The 23,065-nt window shown below is 54.8% G+C and carries 23 protein-coding genes and 1 riboswitch; of the genes, 15 read left to right on the top strand and 8 right to left on the bottom strand.

What is annotated here, in order from left to right; translation table 11 throughout:
• Positions 1–46: 46 nt before the first annotated feature.
• The 3 genes from OGX83_RS10340 to hutH all read left to right on the top strand — a co-directional run bounded on the left by OGX83_RS10340 (position 47) and on the right by hutH (position 4,111).
• Complete coding sequence (locus tag OGX83_RS10340; protein WP_003831502.1) at positions 47–766, top strand: histidine utilization repressor; 720 nt, start codon at positions 47–49, stop codon at positions 764–766.
• Between the two features lie 137 nt (positions 767–903).
• The gene (hutU, locus tag OGX83_RS10335) at positions 904–2,589 is read left to right on the top strand and encodes a urocanate hydratase (RefSeq protein ID WP_174770541.1); all 1,686 of its coding nucleotides are present in this window, start codon (positions 904–906) and stop codon (positions 2,587–2,589) included.
• Between the two features lies 1 nt (position 2,590).
• Entirely contained in the window at positions 2,591–4,111 is a 1,521-nt protein-coding gene (gene hutH, locus OGX83_RS10330; RefSeq protein WP_111465897.1) for a histidine ammonia-lyase, read from the top strand.
• Between the two features lie 95 nt (positions 4,112–4,206).
• Here hutH and OGX83_RS10325 read toward each other — a convergent pair whose 3' ends face one another.
• Both OGX83_RS10325 and bioA read right to left on the bottom strand, forming a co-directional pair.
• Positions 4,207–4,683, bottom strand: coding sequence for a kinase inhibitor (locus OGX83_RS10325; protein WP_008784178.1), 477 nt, complete (start codon positions 4,681–4,683; stop codon positions 4,207–4,209).
• Between the two features lie 57 nt (positions 4,684–4,740).
• Complete coding sequence (gene bioA / locus OGX83_RS10320) at positions 4,741–6,030, bottom strand: adenosylmethionine--8-amino-7-oxononanoate transaminase (protein ID WP_286587999.1); 1,290 nt, start codon at positions 6,028–6,030, stop codon at positions 4,741–4,743.
• Between the two features lie 76 nt (positions 6,031–6,106).
• Here bioA and bioB point away from each other — a divergent pair, with 76 nt between their 5' ends.
• From bioB to bioD, 4 genes are read left to right on the top strand one after another with little or no spacing between them, the layout of a single operon-like run.
• Positions 6,107–7,147 carry a biotin synthase BioB gene (bioB, locus tag OGX83_RS10315; RefSeq protein ID WP_008784180.1) on the top strand — a complete coding sequence of 347 codons (1,041 nt, stop codon included), beginning with the start codon at positions 6,107–6,109 and terminating at the stop codon, positions 7,145–7,147.
• Positions 7,144–8,301 carry an 8-amino-7-oxononanoate synthase gene (bioF, locus tag OGX83_RS10310; protein ID WP_258735711.1) on the top strand — a complete coding sequence of 386 codons (1,158 nt, stop codon included), beginning with the start codon at positions 7,144–7,146 and terminating at the stop codon, positions 8,299–8,301. The genes bioB and bioF overlap by 4 nt, the downstream gene beginning before the upstream one ends.
• Positions 8,285–9,040: a malonyl-ACP O-methyltransferase BioC gene (gene bioC, locus OGX83_RS10305; protein WP_286587995.1), complete on the top strand. Its 756-nt coding sequence runs from the start codon at positions 8,285–8,287 to the stop codon at positions 9,038–9,040. The genes bioF and bioC overlap by 17 nt, the downstream gene beginning before the upstream one ends.
• Positions 9,033–9,731: a dethiobiotin synthase gene (gene bioD, locus OGX83_RS10300; protein ID WP_071445157.1), complete on the top strand. Its 699-nt coding sequence runs from the start codon at positions 9,033–9,035 to the stop codon at positions 9,729–9,731. The genes bioC and bioD overlap by 8 nt, the downstream gene beginning before the upstream one ends.
• Here the strand turns inward: bioD and OGX83_RS10295 are convergent.
• Positions 9,697–10,419, bottom strand: a complete 723-nt coding sequence (locus OGX83_RS10295; RefSeq protein ID WP_008784184.1) for an ABC transporter ATP-binding protein — start codon at positions 10,417–10,419, stop codon at positions 9,697–9,699. The two genes, bioD and OGX83_RS10295, sit on opposite strands and share 35 nt — an antisense overlap.
• 768 nt (positions 10,420–11,187) lie before the next feature.
• Here OGX83_RS10295 and uvrB point away from each other — a divergent pair.
• Positions 11,188–13,209 (top strand): excinuclease ABC subunit UvrB, encoded by a 2,022-nt coding sequence (gene uvrB / locus OGX83_RS10290; protein WP_008784186.1) that lies wholly within the window; start codon positions 11,188–11,190, stop codon positions 13,207–13,209.
• Between the two features lie 293 nt (positions 13,210–13,502).
• Here uvrB and yvcK read toward each other — a convergent pair whose 3' ends face one another.
• The gene (yvcK, locus tag OGX83_RS10285; RefSeq protein WP_003831525.1) at positions 13,503–14,411 is read right to left on the bottom strand and encodes a uridine diphosphate-N-acetylglucosamine-binding protein YvcK; all 909 of its coding nucleotides are present in this window, start codon (positions 14,409–14,411) and stop codon (positions 13,503–13,505) included.
• 329 nt (positions 14,412–14,740) lie between these two features.
• A riboswitch (molybdenum cofactor riboswitch) is annotated at positions 14,741–14,886 on the top strand.
• On the opposite strand from yvcK, the gene moaA reads away from it, so the two are divergent.
• From moaA to OGX83_RS10255, 6 genes are all read left to right on the top strand, one after another.
• The gene (gene moaA / locus OGX83_RS10280; RefSeq protein ID WP_032934386.1) at positions 14,874–15,863 is read left to right on the top strand and encodes a GTP 3',8-cyclase MoaA; all 990 of its coding nucleotides are present in this window, start codon (positions 14,874–14,876) and stop codon (positions 15,861–15,863) included. (Overlaps the previous riboswitch by 13 nt.)
• Positions 15,864–15,882: 19 nt before the next feature.
• Positions 15,883–16,395, top strand: a complete 513-nt coding sequence (moaB, locus tag OGX83_RS10275) for a molybdenum cofactor biosynthesis protein B (RefSeq protein WP_003035187.1) — start codon at positions 15,883–15,885, stop codon at positions 16,393–16,395.
• 2 nt (positions 16,396–16,397) lie between these two features.
• Positions 16,398–16,883 carry a cyclic pyranopterin monophosphate synthase MoaC gene (moaC, locus tag OGX83_RS10270; protein ID WP_003035188.1) on the top strand — a complete coding sequence of 162 codons (486 nt, stop codon included), beginning with the start codon at positions 16,398–16,400 and terminating at the stop codon, positions 16,881–16,883.
• Entirely contained in the window at positions 16,876–17,121 is a 246-nt protein-coding gene (gene moaD / locus OGX83_RS10265) for a molybdopterin synthase sulfur carrier subunit (RefSeq protein WP_003831530.1), read from the top strand. Before moaC ends, moaD begins: the two co-directional genes overlap by 8 nt.
• A 1-nt stretch (position 17,122) precedes the next feature.
• A complete protein-coding gene (gene moaE, locus OGX83_RS10260; RefSeq protein ID WP_008784190.1) occupies positions 17,123–17,575 on the top strand; it encodes a molybdopterin synthase catalytic subunit MoaE in 453 nt (150 codons plus the stop codon).
• 41 nt (positions 17,576–17,616) lie between these two features.
• A complete protein-coding gene (locus OGX83_RS10255) occupies positions 17,617–18,321 on the top strand; it encodes a Bax inhibitor-1/YccA family protein (protein WP_003831536.1) in 705 nt (234 codons plus the stop codon).
• A 100-nt stretch (positions 18,322–18,421) separates the two neighbouring features.
• Here the strand turns inward: OGX83_RS10255 and OGX83_RS10250 are convergent, their stop codons facing one another.
• Genes OGX83_RS10250 through OGX83_RS10240 form a run of 3 tightly spaced genes read right to left on the bottom strand, consistent with a single transcriptional unit; the run spans position 18,422 to position 21,383 of the window.
• Positions 18,422–19,384: a lysylphosphatidylglycerol synthase domain-containing protein gene (locus tag OGX83_RS10250; protein ID WP_103284921.1), complete on the bottom strand. Its 963-nt coding sequence runs from the start codon at positions 19,382–19,384 to the stop codon at positions 18,422–18,424.
• On the bottom strand, positions 19,384–20,625 hold the full coding sequence (gene clsB, locus OGX83_RS10245) for a cardiolipin synthase ClsB (protein ID WP_103284922.1): 1,242 nt from the start codon (positions 20,623–20,625) through the stop codon (positions 19,384–19,386). The genes OGX83_RS10250 and clsB overlap by 1 nt, the downstream gene beginning before the upstream one ends.
• Complete coding sequence (locus tag OGX83_RS10240) at positions 20,622–21,383, bottom strand: endonuclease/exonuclease/phosphatase family protein (RefSeq protein ID WP_057066507.1); 762 nt, start codon at positions 21,381–21,383, stop codon at positions 20,622–20,624. The genes clsB and OGX83_RS10240 overlap by 4 nt, the downstream gene beginning before the upstream one ends.
• Positions 21,384–21,514: 131 nt before the next feature.
• Between OGX83_RS10240 and OGX83_RS10235 the strand changes: the two genes are divergently transcribed.
• Entirely contained in the window at positions 21,515–21,925 is a 411-nt protein-coding gene (locus tag OGX83_RS10235) for a YbhQ family protein (RefSeq protein ID WP_003831542.1), read from the top strand.
• Here OGX83_RS10235 and OGX83_RS10230 read toward each other — a convergent pair.
• Positions 21,887–22,993, bottom strand: a complete 1,107-nt coding sequence (locus OGX83_RS10230) for an ABC transporter permease (RefSeq protein WP_008784194.1) — start codon at positions 22,991–22,993, stop codon at positions 21,887–21,889. The two genes, OGX83_RS10235 and OGX83_RS10230, sit on opposite strands and share 39 nt — an antisense overlap.
• Between the last annotated feature and the right edge of the window lie 72 nt (positions 22,994–23,065).

Raw genomic sequence — 23,065 nt, 5'->3', positions numbered from 1 at the left:
TGTAAACTCTACCCACTCACATTTTCAGCTTAAGGAAGGCTCACGCATGCTCCCATCCCGTTCTGCTCCGGCTCCTTTTTACGAAAAGGTCAAACAGGAGATCAGCGAAAAAATTGCCAGCGGTATCTGGCAGCCTCACGATCGCATTCCTTCTGAGGCAGAGCTGGTGGCGCAATATGGTTTCAGCCGCATGACTATCAACCGGGCGCTACGTGAGTTAACGGATGAAGGTTTACTGGTGCGTTTGCAGGGCGTCGGGACGTTTGTCGCCGAGCCAAAAGGCCAGTCCGCGCTGTTTGAAATCCGCAGCATCGCGGATGAAATCAACGCCCGTCAGCATCAGCACCGGTGCGAAGTACTGACGCTGGAAAAAACCCAGGCCAACGCGCAGCAGGCTTTGGTGTTAAACGTCAAAGAAGGCACATCCATTTTTCACTCTGTCATGGTGCACTACGAGAACGATCTGCCGGTACAGATTGAAGATCGCTGCGTGAATGCCGAAATTGTGCCGGAGTATCTGGCGCAGGATTACAGTCAGACCACGCCGCACGCATACCTGTCACTGATCGCCCCGCTGACGGAAGGTGAACATATTGTTGAAGCGGTACGTGCCAGCGCTGAAGAGTGCGCGCTGCTGAATATCAAAGAACACGATCCCTGCCTGCTGATCCGCCGTAAGACCTGGTCTGCGTCGTCCATAGTCTCTCATGCCCGCTTGCTGTTCCCGGGTTCCCGCTATCGCCTGCAAGGACGGTTTATGTCCTGATGTCGGGATATCAAAACCGTGATTGCTGACGCAATATAATAAAAATGTATCTTAATTGTTAAAATCATCCTTGCGATGACTTGTATAGACAAGTATATATTTCTTATCTATCCGACGTTCGCGAGGAGTTTTCTGTCATGTCCCATAGCAAATATCGTCAGCAGGATATTCGTGCCCCACGCGGCACCACCTTAACGGCCAAAAGCTGGCTGACCGAAGCGCCGCTGCGCATGTTAATGAATAATCTGGATCCCGATGTGGCGGAAAATCCGCATGAGCTGGTGGTATACGGTGGGATTGGCCGCGCCGCGCGGGACTGGGAATGTTATGACGCCATCGTCAATGCGCTGACCAAACTGGAGACCGATGAAACTCTGCTGGTCCAGTCTGGTAAACCGGTAGGCGTATTCAAAACTCACGACAACGCACCGCGCGTGCTGATTGCCAACTCCAACCTGGTGCCACATTGGGCTACCTGGGAACACTTCAACGAACTGGACGCCAAAGGGCTGGCGATGTACGGCCAGATGACCGCCGGGAGCTGGATCTACATCGGCAGCCAGGGCATCGTGCAGGGGACTTATGAAACTTTCGTTGAGGCCGGGCGTCAGCATTATCAGGGTAACCTCAGCGGACGCTGGGTGCTGACCGCCGGGCTGGGCGGCATGGGAGGAGCACAACCGCTAGCCGCTACACTTGCGGGTGCGTGTTCGCTGAACATTGAATGCCAGCAAAGCCGAATTGATTTCCGTCTGCGTACCCGTTACGTCGACGAGCAGGCGACATCGCTTGACGATGCGCTGGCGCGTATCGACAAATACACCCGCGAGGGTAAAGCCGTCTCCATTGCGCTGTGTGCTAATGCCGCCGACGTTGTGCCGGAACTGGTGAAGCGCGGTGTGCGCCCGGATATGGTCACCGACCAGACCAGCGCCCACGATCCGCTGCATGGTTATCTGCCGTGCGGCTGGAGTTGGGAAGAGTATCAGGCAAAAGCGGTGTCCGATCCTCAGGGCACGGTGCAGGCGGCGAAACGTTCAATGGCAACGCACGTTGAGGCGATGCTGGCGTTTAGCAAAATGGGTGTGCCGACGTTTGATTACGGCAACAACATTCGCCAGATGGCCAAAGAGATGGGCGTGGAAAATGCCTTTGATTTCCCGGGATTCGTACCTGCTTATATTCGCCCCCTGTTCTGTCGCGGCATAGGCCCGTTCCGTTGGGTGGCGCTGTCGGGCGATCCGCAGGATATTTATAAGACAGATGCCAAAGTGAAAGAGATCGTGGCTGATGATAAGCACCTTCATCACTGGCTGGATATGGCGCGTGAGCGGATTAACTTCCAGGGCTTACCAGCGCGTATCTGCTGGGTCGGCCTGGAGTGGCGACAAAAGCTGGGGCTGGCGTTTAATGAAATGGTGCGCTGCGGTGAAGTATCCGCGCCGATTGTTATTGGCCGTGATCATCTGGACTCCGGTTCTGTTGCCAGCCCAAACCGCGAAACAGAAGCTATGCGCGACGGTTCAGACGCCGTATCCGACTGGCCGCTGTTGAACGCGCTGCTTAACACCGCCAGCGGAGCAACCTGGGTGTCGCTTCATCATGGCGGCGGGGTTGGCATGGGCTTCTCTCAGCATGCCGGGATGGTGATTGTTTGCGATGGTACCGATGAGGCCGCGGCGCGCATCGCCCGGGTATTACATAACGATCCGGCTACCGGGGTGATGCGCCACGCCGACGCCGGGTATGACATTGCGGTGGAGTGCGCCGTTGAAGAAGGGCTGAATTTGCCAATGATTGCTGCGACGCAGGAGAAACACTGATATGAACACCATGACACTCACCCCGGGCCATCTGAGTTTTACCCAGCTACGTGAAATCTGGCAGCAGCCGGTCAAACTGAACCTGGATGCCGGGGCGATTGATGCAATCAACGCCAGCGTCGCCTGCGTCAATAATATTGTCGCTGAAGGCCGTACGGCGTATGGCATTAATACCGGCTTTGGCCTGTTGGCTCAGACCCGTATCGCCACGGAAGATTTGCAGAATTTACAGCGTTCGCTGGTGCTTTCCCATGCGGCAGGCGTTGGCGAGGCGCTGGATGACGCAATGGTTCGCCTGATTATGGTGCTGAAAATCAACAGCCTGGCGCGCGGTTTTTCCGGCATTCGTTTGAGCGTGATTGAAGCGCTGATTGCGCTGGTGAATGCCGAGGTGTATCCACTGATCCCGGCGAAAGGGTCGGTGGGCGCATCGGGCGACCTGGCGCCGCTGGCACATATGTCGTTGACGCTACTGGGCGAAGGTAAAGCGCGCTGGCAGGGGGAATGGCTCCCGGCTACCGACGCGCTGAAAAAGGCCGGACTGGAGCCGATCACGCTGGAGGCGAAAGAGGGACTGGCGCTGCTCAACGGCACTCAGGCTTCCACCGCCTTTGCACTGCGCGGGTTAATTGAAGCTCAGGAACTGTTTGCGTCTGCAACGGTGTGCGGGGCGCTGACCACAGAAGCCGTGCTGGGCTCCCGTCGTCCGTTTGACGCGCGTATTCATGCCGCGCGAGGGCAGCGTGGGCAGATTGATGCCGCAACGCTATACCGTCATGTGTTGACCGACTCCAGCGCGCTTTCGCAGTCGCATCATAACTGTGAAAAGGTGCAGGACCCGTATTCTCTGCGCTGTCAGCCACAGGTGATGGGGGCGTGTCTGACACAAATGCGCCAGGTGATGGATGTTCTGCTGGTTGAAGCCAACGCGGTTTCCGACAACCCGCTGGTGTTTGCCGAAGAGGGCGATGTGATCTCCGGTGGGAATTTCCATGCTGAACCGGTGGCGATGGCGGCAGATAATCTGGCGCTGGCGATTGCGGAAATCGGCTCGTTGTCAGAGCGGCGCATTGCGCTGATGATGGACAAACATATGTCGCAGTTGCCGCCGTTCCTGGTGAAAAATGGCGGGGTTAACTCCGGTTTTATGATTGCTCAGGTAACCGCCGCCGCGCTGGCGAGCGAGAACAAAGCGCTGGCGCATCCGCACAGCGTGGACAGCTTGCCGACATCCGCCAACCAGGAAGATCATGTTTCTATGGCTCCGGCGGCGGGACGCAGACTGTGGGAGATGGCAGCAAATACGCGCGGTGTGATTGCCGTGGAGTGGCTGGCGGCGTGTCAGGGGATTGACCTGCGTGAAGGGTTAACCTCCAGTCCGTTGCTGGAGCAGGCGCGACAGGCGCTGCGCGAGCAGGTTGCACACTACACGCAGGATCGCTTTTTTGCCCCGGATATTGAGTGCGCGACCGAGCTGTTAGCGCAAGGAACGTTGCTGCAATTGCTGCCTGAATTTCTGTAGAAAATTGCCTGATATCGACGCTGACGCGTCTTATCAGGCCTACGGTCTGCTTTGTAGGCCGGATGAGGCGAAGCCGACATCCGGCACAACACAGCTTAGCTAAACATCGCCGTAATCGAGGCGCTGGCGAGCGAGTGGAAATGGACGTTAAATCCAACCATCGCGCCGCTGGCACCTTCATCGACATCAATACGCTCCACATCCAGGGCGTGAACCGTAAAGATATAGCGGTGGGTTTCACCCTTCGGCGGCGCAGCGCCGCCATAACCGGCTTTACCAAAATCTGTACGGGTCTGAATCACCCCATCCGGCAGTGCAACCAGCCCGGAGCCGAATCCTTGTGGGAGTACGCGGGTATCAGCCGGCAGATTTACCACCACCCAATGCCACCAGCCGGAGCCGGTTGGCGCATCAGGATCAAAGCAGGTCACGACAAAGCTTTTGGTTCCTGCGGGTACGTCATCCCACGCCAGGTGGGGGGAAATATTATCCCCGTCATACCCCATGCCGTTAAAGACGTGGCGATGCCCAAGCTTATCGCCATCGCGCAAATCGTTACTGATTAGTTTCATGCTGACTCCTCTCGTTAGCCAAAAAGTGTAGCCAGAAACCGCAGAGCTTACCGCTGATTAATCGCTAAAAAATGTTGCATTGCGCACAGCCTCGTTCACGGCCTGCGTCAGGCGACGTAACTGATCGGGCTGGATAATGTACGGCGGCATCAGGTAGATGAGCTTGCCAAACGGTCTTATCCACACGCCCTGTTCGACAAAGAACTTCTGTAACGCTGCCATATTCACCGGATGGGTGGTTTCGATGACGCCGATGGCGCCGAGCACGCGTACGTCCGCGACCCAGCAGGAATCTACCGCCGGGGCGAGTTCTGCCCGCAGTTGCGCTTCAATGGCCGCTACTTGTGCGCGCCACTCGCCGGTTTCGATTAACGACAGGCTGGCGGAGGCGACGGCGCAGGCCAACGGATTGCCCATAAAGGTCGGGCCGTGCATGAAGCATCCGGCTTCACCGTTGCTGATGGTTTCCGCAACCTGGCGGGTGGTGAGGGTTGCAGAAAGGGTCATCGTTCCGCCGGTTAACGCTTTGCCCAGGCATAAAATGTCCGGAGTGATGTCGGCATGCTCGCAGGCAAACAGCTTGCCTGTACGACCAAATCCGGTGGCGATTTCATCGGCAATCAGCAGGATCCCTTCACGGTCGCACATCTTACGGATGCGTTTTAACCATTCGGGATGATACATGCGCATACCGCCAGCGCCCTGTACGATTGGCTCTAGGATCACCGCCGCAATTTCGTGGCGATGCGCGGCCATCAGACGGGCAAAAGGCACCATATCCAGTTCGTCCCACTCGCCGCCTATGCGGCTTTGTGGGGCTGGGGCAAACAGGTTCTCCGGCAGGTACCCCTTCCACAGACTGTGCATTGAGTTGTCAGGATCGCAGACCGACATCGCGCCGAAGGTATCACCATGATAACCATTACGAAATGTCAGGAAACGCTGGCGGGATTCGCCTTTAGACTGCCAGTATTGCAGCGCCATTTTCATTGCAACTTCTACTGCGACCGACCCTGAATCCGCGAGAAAAACGCACTCCAGCGCCTCTGGGGTCATCGCCACCAACTGGCGGCACAGCGCAATGGCCGGGGCATGGGTAATGCCGCCAAACATTACATGCGACATGGCATCAATCTGCGTTTTCATCGCGGCGTTCAGCTGCGGGTGATTGTAACCGTGGATTGCCGCCCACCAGGATGACATGCCGTCAATCAGCTTCTCACCGCTGGCTAAGATCAGTTCGCAACCTTCGGCACGCGCCACCGGATAAACCGGCAACGGGGAGGTCATGGAGGTGTATGGGTGCCAGATATGGCGTTGGTCAAACGCAAGATCGTCCGTTGTCATAATCGACTTGTAAACCAAATTAAAAAGATTTAGGTTTACGAGTCTACACCAAACTAACAACGAAACGTATACCAATATGGCTCATTCTTCTCGCTGGACAATGTCGCAAGTCACCGAATTATTTGAAAAACCGCTGTTGGATCTGCTGTTTGAAGCGCAGCAGGTTCATCGTCAGCATTTCGATCCGCAGCAGGTACAAGTTAGTACGCTGCTGTCGATTAAGACCGGTGCTTGCCCGGAAGATTGCAAATACTGCCCGCAAAGCTCCCGCTATAAAACCGGTCTGGAAACAGAACGGTTGATGGAGGTTGAACAGGTACTGGACTCGGCACGTAAGGCGAAGCAGGCCGGTTCAACGCGGTTTTGCATGGGCGCGGCGTGGAAGAACCCGCATGAGCGCGATATGCCGTACCTGGAACAAATGGTTCAGGGCGTGAAAGAACTGGGGCTGGAAGCCTGTATGACGCTGGGCACGCTGGACGAATCTCAGGCCCAGCGCCTGGCCAATGCGGGTCTGGACTACTACAACCACAACCTCGACACCTCGCCGGAATTTTACGGCAATATCATCACCACCCGCTCGTACCAGGAGCGCCTGGATACGCTGGATAAAGTGCGCGAGGCGGGCATTAAAGTTTGCTCCGGCGGGATTGTTGGGCTGGGCGAAACGGTGACCGACCGCGCGGGTCTGCTGCTGCAATTAGCGAATCTGCCGACGCCGCCGGAAAGCGTGCCGATCAACATGCTGGTGAAAGTGAAGGGCACGCCGCTTGCCGATAACGACGACGTAGATGCTTTTGATTTTATTCGTACTATCGCCGTGGCGCGTATCATGATGCCGACCTCATACGTGCGTCTTTCTGCCGGGCGCGAGCAGATGAACGAACAAACCCAGGCGATGTGCTTTATGGCCGGGGCCAACTCGATTTTCTACGGCTGCAAACTGCTGACCACTCCGAACCCGAACGAAGATAAGGATTTGCTGTTATTTCGCAAGCTGGGTCTTAACCCGCAGCAAACGGCGGTACTGGCGGGCGATAACGAACAGCAACAACGTCTGGAGCAGGCGCTGCGTACCCCGGATACCGACGATTACTACAACGCGGCAACCGTATGACCTGGCAGCAAAAAATTGACGATGCGCTAACAGCGCGTCGTCGTGCTGATGCGTTGCGTCAGCGCTATGCAGTGACGCAGGGTGCCGGGCGCTGGCTGCAGGCCGACGGTCGCCAGTATCTGAATTTCTCCAGCAACGACTACCTCGGCTTAAGCCACCATCCGCAGATTATCTGCGCGTGGCAGCAGGGCGCTGAGCATTTTGGCGTCGGCAGTGGCGGCTCGGGCCATGTCAGCGGTTATTCCGTTGCTCATCAGGCGCTGGAAGAAGACCTGGCGCAGTGGCTCGGCTATTCCCGGGCGCTGTTGTTCATCTCTGGTTTTGCCGCCAATCAGGCGGTCATTGCCGCACTGATGGGAAAAGATGACAAGATTGTTGCCGACAGGCTCAGCCATGCCTCGCTGCTGGAGGCTGCCAGTCTTAGCCCTGCCGTGTTACGTCGCTTTACTCATAACGACTCGCAACATCTGGATCGTCTGCTGACAGCCCCCTGTCCGGGGCAGCAGCTGGTGATCACCGAAGGCGTGTTCAGCATGGATGGCGACAGCGCGCCGCTGGCAGAAATCCACGTGGTGGCGAAACGGCAGGGCGCGTGGCTGCTGGTGGATGATGCGCATGGGATTGGCGTAAGCGGTGAGGAAGGGCGTGGTTCGTGCTCCCGACAGCAGGTGAAACCTGAGCTGTTGGTGGTGACATTTGGCAAAGGGTTCGGCGTCAGCGGTGCGGCGATCCTGTGTTCTGATAGCGTGGCCGATTATCTGCTGCAGTTTGCCCGTCATCTGATCTACAGCACCAGCATGCCGCCAGCCCAGGCTCAGGCCTTGCGCGCCGCGCTGGCGGTGATCCGCAGCCGCGAAGGCGATGAGCGCAGAGAAAAGCTGGCGATGCTGATCCAGCGTTTTCGCGCAGGAGTGAATACTACGGATTTGACGCTGGCACATTCAGACAGCGCTATTCAACCGCTGATCGTTGGCGACAATCATAAAGCCTTGCAACTGGCACAGACGTTACGGCAACAGGGGTGCTGGGTGACGGCGATTCGTCCACCGACGGTGCCGGTTGGGACGGCCAGGCTGCGGATTACGCTGACCCAGGCGCATGAAGTCCAGGATATCGACAACTTACTGGAGGTGCTGCATGGCGCAGGTCAATAAGCAGGCGATTGCCGCTGCGTTTGGTCGCGCGGCCACGCACTATGAGCAACATGCGGAGCTTCAGCGTCAGAGCGCCGATGCGTTACTGGCGCAACTCAATGGCCGGGCGTTCTCACGGGTTTTGGACGCGGGCTGTGGGCCTGGGCGTATGAGTCGTTACTGGCGGGAGCAGGGGAGCGAGGTCTGTGCGCTGGATCTGTCGGCGCAAATGCTTACGCAAGCGCAGCGTCACGATGTCGCCCATCACTATCTGCTGGCGGATATCGAAGCCATTCCGCTGGCCGCTGCCACTTTCGATCTGGCCTGGAGCAATCTGGCCGTGCAGTGGTGCAACGACCTGCGCGGCGCGTTACGCGAGCTATACCGGGTGGTGCGTCCTGGCGGGACGGTGGCGTTTAGTACGCTGGCGCAAGGGTCGATGCCGGAACTTCGTCAGGCGTGGAGAGCGGTTGATGATCGGGAGCACGCCAACCGTTTTTTGCCCGTGGAGCAACTGGAAAACGCTCTGTGCGGCTGGGACGTTGAATACCAGTCTCATGCCGTCACGCTGTGGTTTGACGATGCGCTGAGTGCCATGCGCTCGCTAAAGGGCATTGGCGCGACGCATTTGCATGATGGACGCGAGCAGCGTGTGCTGACCCGCTCGCAGTTGCGCCAGTTACAGCTCGCCTGGCCCTGTCAGCAGGGTAAATATCCGCTGACCTATCATCTTTTTTTGGGAGTAATTCAACGTGACTAACACATATTTTGTCACCGGGACGGACACCGAAGTAGGTAAAACTATCGCCAGCTGTGCGTTGCTTCAGGCGGCGGGACAGCTGGGGTTGCGAACGGTCGGCTATAAGCCGGTGGCGTCAGGCAGTGAAATGACGGCTGAAGGTCTACGAAACAGCGATGCGCTGGCTCTACAGCGCAACAGCGTTGTGGCAGTGGATTATGCGGCCATCAATCCGTATACCTTCGCCGAACCTACCTCACCGCATATCATCAGTGCTGACGAAGGACGCCCCATTCAGGCTTCAGTGATGTCTGCGGGTTTACGCTTGCTTGAAGAACAGGCTGACTGGGTATTGGTGGAAGGAGCAGGCGGATGGTTTACGCCACTTTCACCAACGCTGAGTTTTTCTGACTGGGTAAAAGCGGAACAACTGCCGGTGATTCTGGTGGTTGGCGTTAAGCTCGGTTGTATCAACCATGCCATTTTGACCGCCCAGGCGGTGCAGCAGGCCGGGCTGACGCTCGCCGGATGGGTTGCCAATGATGTGATGCCACCTGGCAAGCGTCATGCTGAATATATGGCGACGCTAAAGCGTGCGCTTGCGGCTCCGCTACTGGGGGAAATACCCTGGCTGGCAGAAGAGCCGGAACGAGCATCGACAGGTCGTTATATCGATCTTAGCGTTTTGTCTCTGGCATCCACCAGTCGTTGATTAGCGGGTCGCTGAATTGTGTTATTTGTCCTTGAGCCACGTTGCGGCCACGATGTAACAAGCAATAGCAGTCGGCGACCCGACGAATGAACGGCAGGCTCTGCTCCGCGAGCATAATGGCGATGCCAAGCTCCTGGCTTAGCCTCACAATCAGATTCCCCAGTTTGTGGATATACGCCTGGCCACTTCCTCGTGTCGGCTCATCGAGAATCAGCAGGCGCGGGCGAGTGACCAGCGCACTGGCGAGTGCAAGCTGGTGCTGATTTTCCTCTGACAATGCCACCCCTTTGGCCTGACGCAGTACAAACAGCTGCGGAAACAGGCGGTAAATATCGCTGCTGTTCATCGCTTCGCTTTCCTCGACCGCCTGGCGCGCAATGTGCAGATTTTCCTCTACCGTCAGCTGCGAAAAAATTCGCCGTTCCTGTGATACACAGTTAATACCCAGCGCAATGCGCTTTGCCGCCGGAATCTGAAGCAGATCGCAAGGTGGTGCGCCAGCCTGATGCCAGAACATGGTTCCGCTCTCAATCGGTAAATTGCCGATGATGCAATTGGCCAGCGTGGTTTTTCCCATCCCTGGAAGACCCAGCACGGCGGTACATTTACCGGGCAACAGGTCGAGATCGACATCCCAAAGCGAGTGTTGATTACCGTAATAGTGATTCACTGCACGAAGACTCAACATAGATTTCTCCCTCATGATGATATCCGCCTTGCGGGCTGATGGTCGGGAGAAAACTGCAAATCTCTTGCCAGAAGCGGAATTAGGGGAAAATACAGCAGAATAGCGTATTGAGCGGGTTGCGGTATCCGGCTTGTTGTGGATGAGCGCCGCAGTGTGCACATTGTCAGTGCCTGGTGGCGTTGTGATGGTGCAGGCAGGAAAATGATGAAAATGCGAGCAAGATCTCGGCCATCCCAGGTCGCTTCGTTAGCTGATAAATATCAAAAAATAGCGATAATTTTTTTTTATCCCACCAGAAAAGATCATCAGGACGTTTTTGCCAGGCTACAGTCCGTACGGGCTGGAGGCAGTTATCCACTATTCCTGTGGATAACCTTGTGTATTAGAGTTAGAAAACACAAGGTAAGCGAGAGAAGACGCGGCCTGCGACTAAATTGATGCGAAAGACGGCTTGAGATAATAGTCATTAAATTACAGTGTGTTAGATAAATGCAATGGCTGTCGCAGAAGTGTCATGTGTTGCCACAAAACTTTCATCGGGTAGCTTGACAAATGTTAAAAAAGTCATTGGTTTGGGGATAACACATTTTTGCTGGTGTTTTATCTCGCCTGCGGACAAATTTTAGCCTGTAGTCACGGCCATTTTGCTGGCGTAACAGAAATATTCTGGCGCGTTACTGTTTTTTCATCCAGTATATTTTACTGGCAAAATATACTGCTGCGAGTAAAATTACACACCTGCCCGCCCATTGCTTCAGGTAGCTGCTCATGAGTAAACCGTTCAAACTAAATTCCGCTTTTAAACCCTCTGGCGATCAGCCTGAGGCGATACGTCGCCTGGAAGAAGGTCTGGAGGATGGTCTGGCGCATCAGACGTTGCTGGGGGTGACGGGGTCGGGGAAAACATTCACCATCGCGAACGTGATTGCGGACCTACAGCGCCCTACCATGGTGCTGGCCCCCAATAAGACGCTTGCCGCGCAGTTGTACGGTGAGATGAAAGAGTTCTTCCCGGATAACGCGGTGGAGTATTTCGTCTCCTACTACGACTATTATCAGCCGGAAGCCTACGTGCCAAGTTCTGACACCTTCATCGAGAAGGATGCTTCGGTTAACGAACACATTGAGCAGATGCGTCTGTCAGCAACCAAAGCGTTGCTTGAGCGACGGGATGTCGTCGTCGTGGCGTCGGTTTCCGCGATTTATGGTCTGGGTGACCCGGATCTATACCTGAAAATGATGCTGCACCTGACGGTAGGGATGATTATCGACCAGCGCGCGATCCTGCGTCGTCTGGCGGAGCTGCAATATACCCGTAACGATCAGGCATTCCAGCGCGGGACCTTCCGCGTGCGCGGTGAAGTGATCGACATATTCCCGGCGGAATCTGACGACATCGCGTTGCGCGTGGAACTGTTTGATGAAGAGGTCGAACGTTTGTCGCTGTTTGACCCGCTTACCGGACAGGTCGAATCCACTATTTCGCGCTTTACCATCTATCCCAAAACGCACTACGTGACGCCGCGCGAACGTATCGTTCAGGCGATGGAAGAAATTAAGGTTGAGCTGGCAGAGCGGCGAAAAGTCCTGTTGGCAAATAACAAACTGCTGGAAGAACAGCGCTTAAGTCAGCGTACCCAGTTCGATCTGGAAATGATGAACGAGCTGGGTTACTGCTCGGGGATTGAAAACTATTCCCGCTATCTGTCCGGGCGTGGTCCGGGCGAGCCGCCGCCGACGCTGTTTGATTACCTGCCTGCCGATGGCCTGCTGGTGGTGGATGAATCTCACGTGACTATCCCGCAAATTGGCGGCATGTATCGCGGTGACCGGGCGCGTAAAGAAACCCTGGTTGAATACGGATTCCGTCTGCCGTCTGCGCTGGATAACCGTCCGCTTAAATTTGAAGAGTTTGAAGCGCTGGCCCCGCAAACCATCTATGTTTCGGCGACGCCGGGCAACTATGAGCTGGAGAAATCCGGTGATGATGTGGTCGATCAGGTCGTAAGACCGACCGGCCTGCTGGATCCGGTCATTGAGGTGCGCCCGGTGGCTACGCAGGTTGACGATCTGCTATCTGAGATCCGCACCCGTGCGGCGATTAACGAACGTGTGCTGGTCACCACGCTGACCAAACGGATGGCGGAGGATCTCACCGAGTATCTTGAAGAGCACGGTGAACGGGTGCGTTATCTGCACTCTGACATCGATACCGTGGAACGTATGGAAATCATTCGTGACCTGCGTCTGGGCGAGTTTGACGTGCTGGTGGGTATCAACCTGTTACGTGAAGGTCTGGACATGCCTGAGGTCTCCCTGGTGGCGATTCTGGACGCAGACAAAGAAGGGTTCCTGCGTTCTGAGCGGTCACTTATTCAGACCATTGGTCGTGCGGCGCGTAACATCAACGGTAAGGCGATTCTTTACGGTGATAAAATTACCGCCTCTATGGCTAAAGCGATTGGTGAAACCGAACGTCGTCGTGAGAAACAGCAGCTCTATAACGAAGAACACGGTATTACGCCGCAGGGGCTGAACAAGAAAGTGGTCGATATTCTGGCGCTGGGTCAGAATATTGCGAAGACCAAAGCGAAAGGCAAAGGGAAGTCACGCGCAGGCGCGAAGTCTGAGGTTGTCGAACTGGATATGACGCCAAAAGCGCTGCAGCAGAAGATTCACGAGCTGGAAGGGCAGATGATGCAACACGCGCAGAATCTCGAGTTTGAAGAGGCCGCGACAATCCGTGACCAGTTGCATCAGTTGCGCGAGTTGTTTATTGCGGCATCGTAAGGCGGTGTCGGATACGGGGTAAACCCCTTATCCGACCTACGGGGTAGATTGCGTACGTAGGCCGGATGTCGGAGCAAATCGATTTGTAGGCCTGATAAGCGAAGCGCATCAGGCATTGTTTGATGCCGGAGCAAATCGATTTGTAGGCCTGATAAGCGAAGCGCATCAGGCATTGTTTGATGCCGGAGCAAATCGTTTTGTAGGCCTGATAAGCGCAGCGCATCAGGCATTGTTTGATGCCGGAGCAATTCGTTTTGTAGGCCTGATAAGCGTAGCGCATCAGGCAAATCCGTTCAGCCCAGCGCCTGCACCGCTTTCTCCAGCGCACTATGCAATAGCTGGCGGTCATGACGGTAGGGAATATCGCTGGCTTCCAGCACTTCCTGGATCACAACGCGGTCGGTAACGGCGGAAGCATCCACTTTCGGCCCCACAACCACCGCATCAATCACTTTCTTCCCGACGTACTGTTCAATAATGGCCAGCTTATCGCTAAGCGTCAGGCTGGCTGCTGGCAGGCTTAATTCGCGCCCAAGATTGCCTATGTAGACCATCGGAGCCGGTGTGCGACGTAATGCCTGTGACATTTCATCGAGTAAAAGAATCGGCATCAGGCTGGTGTAAAAACTTCCGGGGCCTATCAAAATTAAATCCGCTTCAGCGATAGCCTCAACGGCCTCCCGTGTAGTCGGGACTTTTGGCGAAAGCATCAGTTCCTGAGGTGGGACGGTGAGCTGATCGATATTCACTTCGCCATAAACTTCGTGTCCCTGGTCATCAATGGCCATCAGATCCACCGGCAGCTCCGACATCGGAATTAAATGTGCGTCAACTTTCAGCAGGCTACGAATTAAATTGATAGCTTCCAGAGGCCGCACGCTGAGGTGATCGAGCGCCTTTAACATTAGATTTCCGAGGTTATGCCCGGAAAGTTCGCCATTACCGCCAAAACGATACTCAAACATAGCGGATGCAACGCTGGGTTGGGTAATTAACTGGTTCAGACAGTTACGCATGTCTCCCCAGGCAATCCCTCCTTCAGAGCGACGAATACGACCTGTCGACCCGCCGTTATCGGTGGTGGTGACGATACCCGTCAGGCGGGAACCTAATGGGGAAAGAGAGGAGAGAACGCGTCCTAATCCATGCCCTCCGCCGAGAGCGACAACGCGGTCCAAATCTGCCAGCGTGCGAGTGCGCATATATTTTCCTGATATCAATTGATCGGCGCTACAGTAACGTAAATAGCGTGTTTTCAGCAATTATTCAGTCGGCATCTGCCGTAATTTTTTTCTGCGATCTACTCCTTTCTGACGACACTCACCTGATGGCAAGATGATGTATATCAATGCAAAACTGTGATTTTTGCTTATTCTGTAGCGAAATTGCACGATCATGTCGCTATATACATATTTATACAGCGAAAGTGTACATGGCAAAAGCGCCATTTACACGCTAGTATCGGCATAACCACAAAGTACTCTTAAAAATTTGAGTTGCCGGAAGCCAACGCATCTGCAACTCGAAGTATGATGAGTATAAACACTCTAGCCTCTGCACCTGGGTCAAATGATACGGTGCTTTGGCCGTGACAAGACTTGAAAAAGTTTGTCACCAGGGCGCAGGAAGAAATGACTACGTCTCCCGTATTTGGAAAGGTGTACATGGGCTCTCAACTTACCGATGCTTTCGCACGTAAGTTTTACTACTTACGTTTGTCGATTACCGATGTGTGTAACTTTCGTTGCACCTACTGCCTGCCGGATGGCTATAAGCCCGGCGGGGTCACCAATAACGGCTTTTTAACCGTTGATGAAATTCGCCGTGTCACGCGTGCGTTCGCCAGTCTGGGAACGGAAAAAGTGCGTCTGACGGGGGGCGAACCTTCACTGCGTCGCGACTTCACTGACATTATCGCCGCCGTGCGCGAAAACGACGCCATTCGCCAGATTGCGGTAACCACCAATGGTTATCGTCTGGCGCGCGATGCCGCCGCCTGGCGCGATGCCGGACTGACCGCGCTCAACGTCAGCGTCGACAGCCTCGACGCCCGTCAGTTTCACGCCATTACCGGACAGGACAAGTTTCAGCAGGTGATGGCAGGCATTGATGCTGCCTTTGATGCCGGTTTTGAAAAAGTGAAAGTCAACACCGTGCTGATGCGCGACGTAAACCATCATCAACTGGACACCTTCCTGGCGTGGATCCAACCTCGACCAATCCAACTGCGTTTTATTGAACTGATGGAAACGGGCGAGGGCAGCTCTCTCTTCCGTAAACACCATATTTCAGGACAGGTACTGCGCGATGAGCTGCTGCGTCGCGGCTGGATCCACCAGATCCGACAGCGTAGCGACGGCCCGGCTCAGGTTTTCTGTCATCCTGATTATGTTGGCGAAATTGGTCTGATCATGCCTTATGAGAAAGACTTCTGCGCCACCTGTAATCGTCTGCGCGTTTCCTCTGTCGGCAAGCTTCATCTGTGTTTATTTGGTGAAGGCGGCGTAAGCCTGCGTGATTTGCTGGAAGACGATGCTCAGCAACCGGCGCTGGAAGAACGTATTTCAGCCGCGCTGCTGGAGAAAAAGCAGACCCATTTCCTGCATCAGAACAATACCGGTATTACGCAAAACTTATCTTACATTGGCGGCTGATCGCTAAAAGGAGTTTTTCATGAGTCAGGTAAGCGCTGAATTTATCCCGACACGCATTGCTATTCTTACTGTTTCCAACCGTCGCGGCGAAGAAGATGACACCTCCGGCCATTATCTGCGTGACTCGGCGCAAGAAGCGGGTCATCAGATTGTCGATAAGGCGATTGTCAAAGAGAACCGCTACGCCATCCGCGCCCAGGTTTCTGCCTGGATTGCCAGTGACGATGTACAGGTGGTGCTCATTACCGGTGGCACTGGCTTAACCGAAGGGGACCAGGCGCCGGAAGCGCTGCAACCGCTGTTCGACAGAGAAGTCGAAGGGTTTGGCGAAGTATTCCGTATGCTGTCGTTTGAAGAGATTGGCACCGCGACGCTGCAATCCCGCGCGATTGCCGGGGTGGCCAATAAAACGCTGATTTTTGCCATGCCGGGTTCGACCAAAGCGTGTCGTACTGCCTGGGAAAATATCATTGCGCCGCAGCTTGATGCCCGTACGCGTCCGTGTAATTTCCACCCACATTTGAAGAAATAAGTATGTCGCAACTGACTCATATTAACGCCGCTGGCGAAGCGCATATGGTGGATGTCTCCGCCAAAGCGGAAACCGTACGCGAGGCGCGTGCAGAAGCATTTGTAACCATGCGTAGCGAAACGCTGGCGATGATCATCGACGGCAGTCACCATAAGGGTGATGTTTTCGCCACGGCGCGTATTGCCGGTATTCAGGCTGCCAAACGGACCTGGGATCTTATCCCTCTGTGTCACCCACTGATGTTGAGCAAGGTCGAAGTCAATTTGCACGCCGAGCCGGAGCACAATCGCGTACGTATTGAAACGCTGTGTCGCCTGACCGGTAAAACCGGCGTTGAAATGGAAGCGTTAACGGCAGCCTCCGTGGCGGCGTTGACCATCTACGATATGTGCAAAGCGGTGCAAAAGGATATGGTGATTGGTCCGGTGCGTTTGCTGGCAAAAAGCGGCGGCAAATCGGGTGATTTTAAGGTGGATGCACATGATTAAGGTTCTTTTCTTTGCTCAGGTACGGGAACTGGTGAACACCGATGCGTTAGAAGTTGCCGCCGAGTTTGCAACGGTAGAAGCGCTGCGCAAGCATCTGGCGGCGCAAAGCGATCGCTGGGCGCTGGCGCTGGAAGACGGCAAGCTGCTGGCGGCGGTGAATCAGACGCTGGTCAGTTTTGACCATCCTCTTAACGCGGGTGATGAAGTCGCTTTCTTCCCGCCGGTAACCGGAGGCTAAAATGGCTGAAACGCGAATTGTTGTTGGCCATGCGCCGTTCAGCGTCGGGGATGAGTATCCCTGGCTGGCAGAGCGCGATGAAGACGGCGCGGTAGTCACTTTCACCGGTAAAGTGCGCAATCACAATCTCGGTGACAGCGTTAAGGCGTTAACGCTGGAACACTATCCGGGAATGACCGAAAAAGCGCTGGCGGAGATTGTCGACGAAGCGCGTTCGCGCTGGCCGCTGGGTCGGGTGACGGTGATCCATCGCATTGGCGAACTGTGGCCGGGTGACGAGATCGTTTTTGTTGGCGTAACCAGCGCGCATCGCAGCAGCGCGTTTGATGCCGGGCAGTTCATTATGGATTACCTGAAAACCCGCGCGCCGTTCTGGAAACGCGAGGCCACGCCGGAAGGTGAGCGCTGGGTTGATGCCCGCGACAGCGATAAGCTAGCAGCAAAACGCTGGTAGAGTACAATTGTTGTAGGCTCATACTGATTCAGGAGATTGTCATGGACCGATTCCCACGATCCGATTCTATTGTACAGGCCCGTTCCGGCCTGCAAACGTATATGGCGCAGGTGTACGGCTGGATGACCTGCGGACTATTGCTGACGGCGTTTATCGCCTGGTATGCGGCAAATACGCCCGCGGTGATGATGTTTGTCTTCTCCAGCAAAATCACCTTCTTTGGCCTGATCATCGCTCAACTGGCGCTGGTGTTTGTTCTGTCCGGCATGGTGCAAAGGCTGAGCGCGGGTATGGCGACCACGCTGTTTATGCTCTATTCGGCATTAACCGGGTTGACGCTATCAAGCATCTTTATTGTCTATACCTACTCGTCTATCGCCAGCACCTTCGTGGTCACTGGCGGGATGTTCGGGATCATGAGTTTGTATGGCTACACCACCAAACGTGATCTGAGCGGCTTCGGCAATATGCTGTTTATGGCGCTGATCGGTATTGTGCTGGCTTCGCTGGTTAACTTCTGGCTGAAGAGCGAAGCGCTGATGTGGGCGGTGACCTATATCGGGGTGATTGTGTTTGTCGGTCTGACCGCCTATGACACGCAGAAGCTGAAAAATATCGGTGAGCAGATCGACCTGCGCGACAGCTCCAATCTGCGTAAATACGCAATTCTTGGGGCCCTAACGCTGTATCTGGACTTCATCAACCTGTTCCTGATGCTGCTGCGTATTTTCGGCAATCGTCGTTAATTGTCTGTTGCCGGATGGCGCTGCGCTTATCCGGCCTACAGTTGTGTATCGAAAGTAGGCCGGATAAGGCGTTAAGCCGCATCCGGCACTATAAGCACCATCATTTCGCCATCGCCTTCTCGTTTTTTACCCGCAGCTTTTTCGCCCGACTCTCCAACAGCAAATAACACATCAGCGCCAGCAGTAGCGGAATAAAATAGTACAGCACGCGATACGCGAGCAGGGCAGCAATGATCGTGCCCTGAGACGTATTCTCTCCCGCCAGCAGCGCCATAAACACCGCCTCCAGCACGCCGATCCCTGCCGGAATATGCACAATAACCCCGGCAATACTGCTTACCAGCAGCACGCCAAGCACGAAGAAATAGTTAATATTCTGACCCAGCAACAACCAGATAATCGCCCCCATAACCATCCAGTTAGTCCCGGATATCGCCATCTGCGCGAGGGCAAATTTCCAGGAGGGGAGCACCAGCTTTTGGCCCTTGATGGTGATGTGACGATGTTTAGCGAAGGTGCAAAACCACAGATAAACAACAATAATCAGCAGCAGCGCTATGCCTAAAATGCGCAATGTGCCTTCATCGATATACCAGTGAGCGGGCAGTTCGACGACGCCGAAGGTAAATATAAAACCGCCCAGCAGAATATAGCCCAGCCAGTTAGTGGTAATACTCAGCGAAAAAATCCGCGTTATTGTGCCCCCCGGCAACCCGAGACGCGAGTAGAGCCGATATCGCATCCCAATACCGCCCACCCAGGTGCTTAACGTCAGGTTGAACGCGTAACAGATAAACGACACCAACATGACCTGGCGTTTTGCCAGCTTGTGCCCGCAGTAGTAGCGCCCGAGCAGATCATAACAACCGTAAAGTAAATAACTGACGATCACCAACCCCACGGCGCTGAGCAGGGCGATCCGGTTGTAATCGCGAATTACCGTCCACACTTCCTGCCAGTTGACTTTGCTGGCATAAACGACCAGCAACACGATCACCGCAATAAAAAATAACCATGTGAGGATCTTTTTCGCTAACCGCCAGCGTCGGTGATTTTTTGCCATCAGGGTTTCCCTCCTGCATCCTCAGTTTGTATACGGTCCTGAGTTTCCAGAGCGGGCTGCGCGGGCGGCTCTACCTCGGCCAGATGCGGGGTATGCGCCGGAAGCCAGCCGACCAGCGCCGGGAAGTGGCGTAAAAAGTGGAAGGCCAACACGCTTTTAGTCAGGTTCCACCAGGTGCGTTTTGGCAGCATGGATTCATCTACCCGCTTGCAGTCCTGCGCAATAATAGGGTTCAGGTTGTCGCGCAGGGTCTGGTTAAACGTGCGGTCATGAATAATCAGATTCGCTTCCAGATTCAGCGACAGGCTCAGCGGATCAAGATTGCTGGAGCCCACCGTCGCCCAGTGATCGTCCATCAGCGCCACTTTGCCATGCAGAGGTTTACGGCGGTATTCGTAGACATGGACGCCACCTTTAACCAGATAGTTGTACAGCAGGCGGGCACCCACTTTCACAATCGGCATATCCGGTTCACCCTGCACAATGAGTTTTACCCGAACGCCGCGTCGTGCTGCTTTACGCAGGGCATGCAGCAGGCGATAACCGGGAAAGAAATAGGCATTGGCAATGATCACTTCCCGTCGGGCCTGGGTCAGCATTTTAAGATAATGGCGTTCAATATCATCGCGATGCTCTTCGTTATCGCGCCAGACAAACAGCGCCTGCGCTTCGCCGGGGCGATGATTGTCGATTGCCCGGTGATGACGTCGCCACCAGCGTCGTACGGCGCTTTGCCCGGGCAGGTTTTCCAGTACAAAGTTCAGAATGTCAGCAACGACTGGACCTTCAACGCGCACGGCGTAATCCTGCTTGGCCTCCGGGCCGTAATCCGACATATGTTCAGCGGAGTAATTGATGCCGCCGACAAAGGCAACACGGTCATCAATGACCACTATTTTTCGATGCATACGGCGAAAGAGATTGGTGCGCATTCCAAAAAGACGCGGACGCGGATCGTAGTAGCGGAAAACAACACCGGCTACGGTCAGCTCTTCAACAAAACTGTCGCTCAGATCCGGCGAGCCGTAGCCATCCAGCAGCACCTCTGCTTTGATTCCTCGTCGGGCGGCTTCGAGCAACGCGGCATGCAGCTGTTTTCCTACCGCATCTTCAAACCAGATAAAAGTCTCAAGGATAATTTTTTGCTGTGCCTGCTCAATGGCGTCAAAGACGGCGGGGTAGAATTGATCGCCGTTTTCCAGCAGTTGAATTTGATTGCCTTCACGCCAGCCATATTTCATAAATGAATCTCCGCACTCAGGGGGGCATGATCGGACAAATGTCGCCAGTGACGCAGCGCAAGCGTCGTTGGGGTACTGGCATTCGCGTTTTTCACATAGATCCTGTCCAGGCGCAGCAGGGGAAACTGCACTGGAAACGTTCGCGCCGGGCGACCGTGGGCGCGGGTAAAAATCTCGTCAAGGCCAGCTTTGGCTTTCAACGGGCGATTGGCCGTTTGCCGCCAGTCGTTAAAATCTCCAGCAATCACCACGGGCTCCGCGTTGGGCAGGGCGTTAACCCAGTCTGCCAGCATCGAGAGCTGAGCCTGACGGTGAGCTTCACGTAGGCCGAGATGCACACACATCACATGAATGGGGAGGGAGAGCATTGGCGGTACGATGCGGCAGTAAAGGACTCCGCGCTTTTCACTCGCGCCGACTGACACATCACGATTTTCATAATGCTCAATGGGATACCGCGACAGCACCGCATTACCGTGATGTCCCTGCGGGTACACGGCGTTACGCCCGTAGGCGAAGTCGCTCCACATTGTGTCTGCCAGAAATTCGTAGTGGCTGGTATCCGGCCAGTTCTCAATGTGCAGCGAATGCGCTTCGTGCGCCCCCATGACTTCCTGCAGACACACAATGTCTGCGCCGACGGTTCTGACGGCTTCCCGTAGCTCAGGCAAAATAAAACGCCGGTTGAAGGCGGTAAACCCTTTGTGAGTATTAATGGTGAGCACATTGAATGAAAATTGAACTCTCGATCCGCTCATGGACCTCCCGTTGGCGTCACTTCCTAAATAAAATAGTGTAGTCGTCGTCACAAAAAGATGCGGTGTTACGGAATTTTCCGTAAAGTCCGGTACTCTGAACAATTAGTCGAAAATCCTTCAGGAGAATAGCCATGAGGTGGCAACAACGTGTTCGTGTCGCAACGGGTCTAAGTTGCTGGCAGATAGTGTTGCATTTACTGGTAGTGGCGTTGCTGGTAATGGGCTGGATGAGCGGCAGACTGGTGCATGTCGGCCTGGGATTGTGCGTCGTGTACGGCGTTACCGTTTTATTGATGCTTGCATTGCAACGTCACCACGAACAGCGCTGGCGCGACGTGGCTGATGTGCTGGAAGAGTTGACCACGACGTGGTATTTCGGTGCCGCCATGATCGTGCTGTGGCTGCTGTCACGCGTGCTGCAAAACAACGTCTTGCTGGCACTGGCGGGGCTGGTCATCCTTGCCGGACCCGCCGTGGTCTCGCTGCTGGCGAAAGACAAAAAGCTACATCACCTTGCGTCTAAACATCGCATACGCCGCTGATCCGGTCGTGGCCGCTATCACTAATAGCGGCCACAAGCTTCCCCAGACAATCTGCAGACTCGCATCTTTCAGGTAAATCTGTTTCGTGATGTCCGTAAAATGGCGGATCGGGTTTATCCACGTCAGATTCTGCAACCAGACCGGCATGTTTTCTACCGGTGAGACATAGCCCGAGAGTAAAATCGCCGGCATCATAAACACAAACACCCCGATAAACGCCTGCTGCTGGGTGGCGCACAGTGACGAAATCAGCAGACCAAAGCCGACCAGCGACAGCCCGTAAATCACCATTGTGAAATAGAACAGCCCCAATGAACCGGCAAACGGAATGTGATAAGCCCAGATGCCGATCGCCAGCACAATGGTGGCCTGAAAAGTAGCCACAATTAACGCAGGCACCGCTTTACCGATAAAAATCTGCCAGGTGGTAAGCGGGGAAACCAGCAGTTGATCCAGCGTGCCTTGCTCGCGCTCGCGGGCAACCGAGAGTGAAGTAACGATCATTACGCCGATGGTGGTGATCATGGCGATCAGCGACGGAACCACAAACCATTTGTAATCCAGATTCGGGTTATACCAGTTACGCACCACCAGCTCGCTGTTGTTCGGTTTCGGCTTGCCGTCCATCAGCTCCTGCTGATACTCCTTAACGATTTGCTGCAGGTAATTCGCGGCAATTTGCGCGCTGTTTGAGTTTCGCCCGTCGAGGATAATCTGCATGGGAGCCTGCTGGAAGGTATCCAGATTACGAGAAAAATTGGCCGGGAAACGCACCAGTAGCAGGGCTTTTTGCGTGTCGATGGTGGGCTGGATCTCCTGCGGGCTTTTCAACAGCAGAACATGCGTAAAGGCGCTGGCGCGGGCGAAGCGCTGGGTTAGCTCTACCGAATGTTTACCGTTGTCTTCGTTATAGATAGCGATAGTGGCGTTGGTGACTTCCAGCGTTGCCGCGAACGGGAACAGGATAACCTGAATCAGCACCGGTAAAATCAGAATAGCTCGCGTCTGCGGTTCGCGTAACAGCGATTGCAGCTCTTTGCGAATTAATGTCCATAAGCGATGAAACATGCCTGTCCTCTCAGTCCAGTTTGTAGGCCTGATAAGCTAAGCGCATCAGGCATAATGCCGGATGGCGACGTG

The organism is Citrobacter sp. Cpo074, assembly GCF_030332745.1.
GTDB classification, from domain to species: domain Bacteria; phylum Pseudomonadota; class Gammaproteobacteria; order Enterobacterales; family Enterobacteriaceae; genus Citrobacter; species Citrobacter portucalensis.
This window is presented reverse-complemented; position numbering and strand designations above follow the sequence as displayed.

What these genes read in the sequence shown, in the direction of transcription:
- OGX83_RS10340 (WP_003831502.1), top strand. Translation starts at nt 47, where the DNA reads ATGCTCCCATCCCGTTCTGCTCCGGCTCCTTTTTACGAAAAGGTCAAA.
- hutU (WP_174770541.1), top strand. Translation starts at nt 904, where the DNA reads ATGTCCCATAGCAAATATCGTCAGCAGGATATTCGTGCCCCACGCGGC.
- hutH (WP_111465897.1), top strand. Translation starts at nt 2,591, where the DNA reads ATGAACACCATGACACTCACCCCGGGCCATCTGAGTTTTACCCAGCTA.
- OGX83_RS10325 (WP_008784178.1), bottom strand. Translation starts at nt 4,683, where the DNA reads ATGAAACTAATCAGTAACGATTTGCGCGATGGCGATAAGCTTGGGCAT.
- bioA (WP_286587999.1), bottom strand. Translation starts at nt 6,030, where the DNA reads ATGACAACGGACGATCTTGCGTTTGACCAACGCCATATCTGGCACCCA.
- bioB (WP_008784180.1), top strand. Translation starts at nt 6,107, where the DNA reads ATGGCTCATTCTTCTCGCTGGACAATGTCGCAAGTCACCGAATTATTT.
- bioF (WP_258735711.1), top strand. Translation starts at nt 7,144, where the DNA reads ATGACCTGGCAGCAAAAAATTGACGATGCGCTAACAGCGCGTCGTCGT.
- bioC (WP_286587995.1), top strand. Translation starts at nt 8,285, where the DNA reads ATGGCGCAGGTCAATAAGCAGGCGATTGCCGCTGCGTTTGGTCGCGCG.
- OGX83_RS10295 (WP_008784184.1), bottom strand. Translation starts at nt 10,419, where the DNA reads ATGTTGAGTCTTCGTGCAGTGAATCACTATTACGGTAATCAACACTCG.
- uvrB (WP_008784186.1), top strand. Translation starts at nt 11,188, where the DNA reads ATGAGTAAACCGTTCAAACTAAATTCCGCTTTTAAACCCTCTGGCGAT.
- yvcK (WP_003831525.1), bottom strand. Translation starts at nt 14,411, where the DNA reads ATGCGCACTCGCACGCTGGCAGATTTGGACCGCGTTGTCGCTCTCGGC.
- moaA (WP_032934386.1), top strand. Translation starts at nt 14,874, where the DNA reads ATGGGCTCTCAACTTACCGATGCTTTCGCACGTAAGTTTTACTACTTA.
- moaB (WP_003035187.1), top strand. Translation starts at nt 15,883, where the DNA reads ATGAGTCAGGTAAGCGCTGAATTTATCCCGACACGCATTGCTATTCTT.
- moaC (WP_003035188.1), top strand. Translation starts at nt 16,398, where the DNA reads ATGTCGCAACTGACTCATATTAACGCCGCTGGCGAAGCGCATATGGTG.
- moaD (WP_003831530.1), top strand. Translation starts at nt 16,876, where the DNA reads ATGATTAAGGTTCTTTTCTTTGCTCAGGTACGGGAACTGGTGAACACC.
- moaE (WP_008784190.1), top strand. Translation starts at nt 17,123, where the DNA reads ATGGCTGAAACGCGAATTGTTGTTGGCCATGCGCCGTTCAGCGTCGGG.
- OGX83_RS10255 (WP_003831536.1), top strand. Translation starts at nt 17,617, where the DNA reads ATGGACCGATTCCCACGATCCGATTCTATTGTACAGGCCCGTTCCGGC.
- OGX83_RS10250 (WP_103284921.1), bottom strand. Translation starts at nt 19,384, where the DNA reads ATGGCAAAAAATCACCGACGCTGGCGGTTAGCGAAAAAGATCCTCACA.
- clsB (WP_103284922.1), bottom strand. Translation starts at nt 20,625, where the DNA reads ATGAAATATGGCTGGCGTGAAGGCAATCAAATTCAACTGCTGGAAAAC.
- OGX83_RS10240 (WP_057066507.1), bottom strand. Translation starts at nt 21,383, where the DNA reads ATGAGCGGATCGAGAGTTCAATTTTCATTCAATGTGCTCACCATTAAT.
- OGX83_RS10235 (WP_003831542.1), top strand. Translation starts at nt 21,515, where the DNA reads ATGAGGTGGCAACAACGTGTTCGTGTCGCAACGGGTCTAAGTTGCTGG.
- OGX83_RS10230 (WP_008784194.1), bottom strand. Translation starts at nt 22,993, where the DNA reads ATGTTTCATCGCTTATGGACATTAATTCGCAAAGAGCTGCAATCGCTG.